This window comes from Agromyces sp. NPDC055658 (assembly GCF_053618155.1).
This window is the reverse complement of the sequence record NZ_JBSHHD010000013.1, coordinates 91,496-97,774: the sequence shown is the minus strand read 5'-3', so window position 1 is coordinate 97,774 and position 6,279 is coordinate 91,496. Positions and strand designations below refer to the sequence as shown.

Annotated in this window: 5 protein-coding genes; 3 read left to right on the top strand and 2 right to left on the bottom strand. The window is 70.7% G+C overall.

Annotation, left to right across the window (positions count from 1 at the left end; genetic code table 11):
* The first annotated feature begins 313 nt into the window (after positions 1 to 313).
* Positions 314 to 2,086 (top strand): 2-isopropylmalate synthase, encoded by a 1,773-nt coding sequence (gene leuA / locus ACWGPE_RS08445; RefSeq protein WP_452048496.1) that lies wholly within the window; start codon positions 314 to 316, stop codon positions 2,084 to 2,086.
* Positions 2,087 to 2,195: 109 nt separating this feature from the next.
* Here leuA and ACWGPE_RS08440 read toward each other — a convergent pair whose 3' ends face one another.
* A complete protein-coding gene (locus ACWGPE_RS08440) occupies positions 2,196 to 2,882 on the bottom strand; it encodes a trimeric intracellular cation channel family protein (protein ID WP_231431148.1) in 687 nt (228 codons plus the stop codon).
* Positions 2,883 to 2,934: 52 nt separating this feature from the next.
* Here ACWGPE_RS08440 and recO point away from each other — a divergent pair, with 52 nt between their 5' ends.
* Together recO and ACWGPE_RS08430 are read left to right on the top strand one after the other, a co-directional pair.
* A complete protein-coding gene (gene recO / locus ACWGPE_RS08435) occupies positions 2,935 to 3,756 on the top strand; it encodes a DNA repair protein RecO (RefSeq protein WP_231431147.1) in 822 nt (273 codons plus the stop codon).
* A complete protein-coding gene (locus tag ACWGPE_RS08430; protein WP_231431146.1) occupies positions 3,753 to 4,562 on the top strand; it encodes an isoprenyl transferase in 810 nt (269 codons plus the stop codon). The genes recO and ACWGPE_RS08430 overlap by 4 nt, the downstream gene beginning before the upstream one ends.
* 3 nt (positions 4,563 to 4,565) lie before the next feature.
* Here ACWGPE_RS08430 and ACWGPE_RS08425 read toward each other — a convergent pair whose 3' ends face one another.
* A complete protein-coding gene (locus tag ACWGPE_RS08425) occupies positions 4,566 to 6,278 on the bottom strand; it encodes an ABC1 kinase family protein (RefSeq protein ID WP_452048495.1) in 1,713 nt (570 codons plus the stop codon).
* Position 6,279: the final 1 nt, after the last annotated feature.

The window sequence follows — 6,279 nt, the reverse complement described above, 5'->3', positions numbered from 1 at the left end:
CTTCGACAGCGTCCCCGACGCGTGGGTGCGGTTCGAGGGCGGCCGCGGCGGGGCGCGGCGGGGCGGGGGGGGGGTGGGGGGGGGGGTCGGCGTGGGGGGAGGCATCCGCCCGCTTCGCCGCGCCGCCCGGCGACGCCCGCCGGGGCTCGCGCGACGTCACACGCGTGCGCGCCCGGCGCGCGGGTGTTAGCCTTGTCGCGTGCTTCACGGCCTGCTTCTCCTTAGCTGCCGCAGCGAGTCCTAGTTCCCAGGCCTCCCTCGCTGCGGAGTTCGTCGTCGGCTGATTCGATCCGAAAAGCGAGAAGAGCACCCCATGCAGAACAACCAGAAGCCCTCGGCGATGCCCGTCCATCGGTACCGCCCCTTCCACGAGCAGATCTCCGTCGAGCTGCCCGACCGCACGTGGCCGTCGAAGCGCATCGAGGTCGCACCCCGTTGGTGCGCCGTCGACCTGCGCGACGGCAACCAGGCGCTCATCGACCCGATGAGCCCCGAGCGCAAGCGCATCATGTTCGAGCTGCTCGTGAGCATGGGCTACAAGGAGATCGAGGTCGGCTTCCCGAGCGCGAGCCAGACCGACTTCGACTTCGTGCGCCAGCTCATCGACGACGGCGCGATCCCCGACGACGTCACCATCCAGGTGCTGACGCAGGCGCGCGACCACCTGATCGAGCGCACCTACGAGGCGATCGCGGGTGCGAAGCAGGCGATCGTGCACCTCTACAACTCGACGAGCATCCTGCAGCGCGAGGTCGTCTTCCGCACCGACCAGCAGGGCATCATCGACATCGCCCTGCACGGCGCGCGCAAGTGCCGTGAGATGGAGCGCACGATTCCCGGCACGACCGTCTACTACGAGTACTCGCCCGAGAGCTACACGGGTACCGAGCTGGAGTTCGCGGTCGACGTGTGCAACCAGGTGCTCGAGGTCTTCGAGCCCACCCCCGACCGCAAGGTCATCATCAACCTGCCCGCCACGGTCGAGATGGCCACGCCGAACGTGTACGCCGACTCGATCGAGTGGATGAGCCGGCACCTCGCCCACCGCGAGAACGTGATCCTGTCGCTGCACCCGCACAACGACCGCGGCACCGCGATCGCCGCGGCCGAGCTCGGCTACATGGCGGGCGCCGACCGCATCGAGGGGTGCCTGTTCGGCAACGGCGAGCGCACCGGCAACGTCGACCTCGTCGCACTCGGCATCAACCTGTTCACGCAGGGCATCGACCCGCAGATCGACTTCAGCGACCTCGACCACATCAAGCGCACCGCCGAGTACTGCAACCAGCTGCGCGTGCACGAGCGCAGCCCGTGGGCGGGCGATCTCGTCTACACCGCGTTCTCGGGATCGCACCAGGACGCGATCAAGAAGGGCTTCGAGTCGATGGAGGCGAAGGCGGCTGAGACGGGCGTCGCCGTCGACGACCTCGAATGGGCCGTGCCGTACCTGCCGGTCGACCCGAAAGACCTGGGGCGCAGCTATGAGGCCGTCATCCGGGTCAACTCGCAGTCGGGCAAGGGCGGCGTCGCCTACCTGCTGAAGACCGACCACGCGCTCGACCTGCCGCGCCGACTGCAGATCGAGTTCTCGGGCGTCGTCCAGGCGAAGACCGATGCCGATGGCGGCGAGGTGTCGAGCGACGACATCTGGCGCATCTTCAACGACGAGTACCTGCCGGCGCCGGCCGACCGTCCCGACGAGAAGTGGGGCCGGTTCGAGCTGCTGGGCCTCCGCACCGAGAGCGCCCTCGACGGCGTCGTGAACGTGCGGGTCGGCCTTCGCGACGGCGACGAGCGAGTCGACGCCGACGCGAGCGGCAACGGCCCGATCTCGGCGTTCCTCAACGTGCTGGGCGCCGAAGGCGTCGATGTGAAGCTGCGCGACTACGTCGAGCACACGCTCTCGGCCGGCGGCGACGCGCAGGCGGCCGCCTACGTCGAGCTCGAGGTCGCCGGGCGCGTGCTGTGGGGCGTCGGCATCGACGCCGACATCTCGACCGCATCGCTCAAGGCGGTCGTCTCGGCCGTGAACCGCGCGCTGCGCACGACCGTGGTCGAGCCCGAGCCCGAGCTCGCCGCCGTCTGAGGTCCGTGCCAGTCGTTCCGGGGGTCGTTCTCCGCCGCCCGGATGCCTCGAGGCATCCGGTTCCGGCCGAGAACGACCCCCGGGGCGTGCCCGGGTGCGGTGCTCGCGGTCAGCGGTGGATGACGGGCATCACGCCCGTCTCGGTCGCGACCTTGCGGCGGTAGAGCATCCGCTGCTCGGGCAGCGAGAGGTCGAAGACCACTGCGAGCCAACGGATCACGCTCGTGACGACCACGCAGACGATGCCGCCGATGAAGAGCGGTACTCCGAACACGTCGAGCACCGCGAGCACGAGGCATCCCGCAGCCGCGGCGACCGCGTACAGCGAGCCGACGTGCATGATCGCCACCGGCAGGCTCATGAGCATGTCGCGCAGGATGCCGCCGCCGACCGCGGCGGCGACGCCCACGAACACGGCGGGAAGCAGCGGCAGGCCGAGCCCGAGCGCCTTCGACGTGCCGAACGCGCCGAACATGCCGATCACGATCGCGTCGAGCCCGACGATGACGCCGTTGAGTCGTTGCAACGGGGCCGCGAGCAGCATGCCGACGAGGGACGCCGCCACCGCGGTCACCAGGTACCAGTTGTTCTGGAGGGCGCCGATCGGCACGTTCAGCAGCAGGTCCCTGATGGCTCCGCCGCCGAAGCCCATGACGATGCCGACGATCGCGACGCCGAGCAGGTCGAGGCGTCGTTCGCCGCGGAAGCCGGAGGCGAACAGGGCCCCCTGCACGCCGCCGAGCCCGACCGCGGTGAGGTCGAGCCACAGGGGAATGGTGAACTGGGCGGTTTCCACGATCACAGTGAATCACGGATGCCGCGCCCCGCAGTGATGGGAGAATCGACGTGTGCCCGTGTACCGAGATGAAGCCGTCGTGCTGCGCACCCACAAGCTGGGCGAGGCCGACCGCATCGTCACCCTGCTGACCCGGCAGCACGGCAAGGTGCGCGCCGTCGCGAAGGGGGTGCGCCGCACCGGCTCGAAGTTCGGCGCGAGGCTCGAGCCGTTCATGGTGGCCGACCTGCAGCTCTACGAGGGTCGCAGCCTCGACGTCGTGACGCAGGCCGAGTCGCTCGGCTCGTACGGGGCCGACATCTCGCAGGACTATGCGGCGTACACCGCGGCGAACGCAATGGTCGAAACGGCCGACAAGCTCACCGAGGCCGAGGGCTCGCTGCAGCAGTACTTGCTGCTGGTCGGCGCACTCCGCTCGCTCGCGCGGCGCGAGCACGGCCCCGCGCTCACCCTCGACTCGTACCTGCTGCGCGCGCTCGCCCTCGCCGGCTGGGCGCCGAGCTTCGGCGACTGCTCGCGCTGCGGGCGGCCCGGCGAGCACACCGCCGTCGTGGTGCAGCTCGGCGGCGTCGTCTGCGACGACGAGTGCGCCCCGCCCGGCACGCCGCGCATCGCGCGCTCGACGGTCGAACTGCTCGGGGCGCTGCTGTCGGGCGACTGGACGGTGGCCGAGGCCGCACCCGAGCGCGACCGCAACCAGGCGTCGGGCATCGTCGCCGCGTACACGCAGTGGCATCTCGAGCGGGGTCTCCGCTCGTTGCCGCACGTCAGCCGCGAGGCATCCGCGCCGGCACCTCGCGTCGCCCCGCACGACGCGACCGAACCGCACGACCGCCCCACCCGACCCGCCGAACCAGGAATGGCCACCACGTGAGTCCCAAGCCGTACACCCACCGCGACGCCGTGCCCTACCGGCCGATCGACTGGACGGGCATCCACCCGCCGGCGTTCCCGAAGGGGGCGGTGCCCGGCCACGTCGCAATCGTCATGGACGGCAACGGGCGCTGGGCGAACCAGCGCGGCCTCACCCGCATCGAGGGTCACAAGGCCGGCGAGGCCGCGCTCCTCGACGTCGTTGCGGGGGCGATCCAGGCGGGTGTGAAGCACCTGTCGGTGTACGCGTTCTCGACCGAGAACTGGAAGCGGTCGCCCGACGAGGTGCGCTTCCTCATGGGCTACAACCGAGACGTGCTGCACCGCCGTCGCGACCAGCTCAACGAGTGGGGGGTGCGCATCCGCTGGGCCGGGCGCAAGCCGCGGCTGTGGAAGTCGGTCATCGAGGAGCTGCAGTTCGCCGAGCGGCTCACGGCCGGCAACGACGTGCTGACGCTGACCATGTGCGTGAACTACGGCGGTCGCAACGAGATCACCGACGCGGTGCGGCGGATCGCCGATGACGTCGCTGCCGGTCGGCTGCGGCCGTCGGCGGTGAGCGAGAAGCAGATCGCGAAGCGGCTCTACCAGCCCGACATGCCCGACGTCGACCTGTTCGTGCGATCGTCGGGGGAGCAGCGCACCTCGAACTTCCTGCTCTGGCAGTCGGCGTACGCCGAGATGGTGTTCCTCGACACGCTGTGGCCCGACTTCTCGCGCACCCAGCTGTGGGATGCGATCGAGATCTACGCGCGGCGGAACCGCCGGTTCGGCGGGGCGGTCGACGCGCCGACGGTCAGCGGCTGACCGCTATCGCCGCCGGATCCGCCCGACGACACCCGCGAACAGGGCGTGCAGCAGCGGCAGCACCGACAGCGCGACGAGCGTCGTGCCGAGGGCGGGGTTCGACGCCGTGAGCAGCGCCCCGCCGATGAGCAGCGCGGCGAACAGCACGGCCGACACGACTCGGCGGGCGACGCCCTCGACCCGGTCGAGCCGTCGCTCGAGGCGCGAGGTGTCGAACGACATGCGGCCCTGGTCGGCCTTCGTGATGAGGGCGTCGACGCGCTGCGGCATCCCCCAGAGCAGGCGGGCGCTCGAGAGTGCCTGCCCGGTGAGGTCCTCGACGAGGTTGCCGCCCTCCTCCTGCAGCAACTGCGACGCGTACGGCTCGACCGCGTCCCAGACGTTGAACTCGGGGTCGAGCCCGCTGCACATGCCCGAGGTGAGTGCCATCGCGCGGATCAGCAGCAGCAGGTGCTCGGGCAGCTGCAGCGGGAGCGAGCGCACGACGTCGCCGAACTCGACGCCGAAGTCGCGGAACTCGCGCGGATCGACCTGCTTGAGCTGTGCGAAGCCCATACCGCCGAAGCGCTCGAAGAGCTGCGTGAGCGCCCGCTCCAGCTCGGCCGTGTCGGCCGAGGGCATGAGCACTCCGATCTCGTGCGCGGCCTCGATCATCGCGCGACCGTCGCGTCCGGCGACCGCGATCACGAGCATCCGCAGCCCGGCTCGCAGCTCGGCGGGCACCTCGGCCATCATGCCGAAGTCGACGAAGGTGAGACGCCACGGGATGCCTCGCTCCCCGGGTTCGCGCGCGCCGTCGTCGCCGTCGGCGAGCGGAGTGACGAAGATGTTGCCGGGGTGCGGGTCGGCGTGCACGAAGGCGTGGGTGAACACCTGGTCGAACATCACCTCGGCGAACACGCGGGCCACCTCGGTCGGCGGGATGCCGGCGGCGCGCAGCGCCTCGACGTCGTTGATCTTGATCGCGGTGACATCTTCGAGGGTCAGCACGCGCCGGGTGGTTCGCTCCCACACCACGGCGGGCGCGTCGACCCGCGGGTCGCCCGCGAACGACTCGGCGAAGCGCTCGGCGTTCTGCGCCTCGTGCAGGTAGTCGATCTCCTCGAGGCTCGTCTGCGCGAACTCCTCGACGAGCGCAGGCGCATCGACGTGCTCGGAGACGACGCGCACGCGCCGGAGCCAGCCCGCGATGCGACGCAGCGCGGCGAGGTCGACGCCGACGATCTGCTCGATGCCGGGACGCTGCACCTTCACGACGACCTCGTCGAGCCCGGTCTCTTCGGCGTCGACGGGGGAGAGCTGCGCCCGGTGCGCCTGTCCGAGGGAGGCCGCCGCGACGGGCGTCTCGTCGAACCATGCGTAGACGCGGTCGAGCGGCGACCCGAGTTCGGCCTCGGCGAGCTCGCGGATCGCCGGGAACGGCACGGGTGGCACCTCGTCCTGCAGGCCCTCGAGCTCGGAGGTGATCTCGGGCGGCAGCACGTCGAGCCGCGAGGAGAGGAACTGCCCGACCTTGATCATGAGTCCGCCGAGTTCGACGGCGAGCGTGCGGAACCGTTCGGCGAGCCGGCGCATCCGCCGCTCGCGCGTGCGATCGGCGACGCTCGAGAGTCCGATCTTGGGCAGCACGAGCTCGTACCACCAGAGCTGCACGAGCTGGCGCGCGGCGAACCCGAGGATGCGGCGGGAGCGGGCGCGGTGGGCACCGTCGGTCATG